We start from the raw sequence: 255 nt of genomic DNA on the forward strand, positions 1-255 counted from the left end.
TCATCCAGTGGTTCGACCAGTAACCGTCGGCCGGCACGCGGTTGATGTTCAGGTTCACGCCGATCTTCGCGGCGGACTGCTGCAGCAGCACGCCCATTTCGATCGAGCCGTTCGCGTCGGTCGTCGCGTAGATCGGCGGCAACGCCGTCCCGATCGCTCCGGCTTTCTGGAAGTAGAACTTCGCCTTGTCCGGATCGTGCGGCCGCTGCGGCAGCGACGCATTGAAGTAACGGTGGCTGGGTGGAATCGGCTGAT

1 protein-coding gene is annotated in these 255 nt (G+C 63.1%); it reads right to left on the bottom strand.

Features of this window, described 5'->3' with window-relative positions; genetic code table 11:
- Positions 1-255: ABC transporter substrate-binding protein (locus AB3X89_RS40665; protein WP_368588113.1), on the bottom strand; the 255-nt coding region annotated here is incomplete at both ends.

It is taken from the genome of Paraburkholderia sp. BR14320 (genome assembly GCF_040948665.1).
GTDB lineage: Bacteria > Pseudomonadota > Gammaproteobacteria > Burkholderiales > Burkholderiaceae > Paraburkholderia > Paraburkholderia youngii.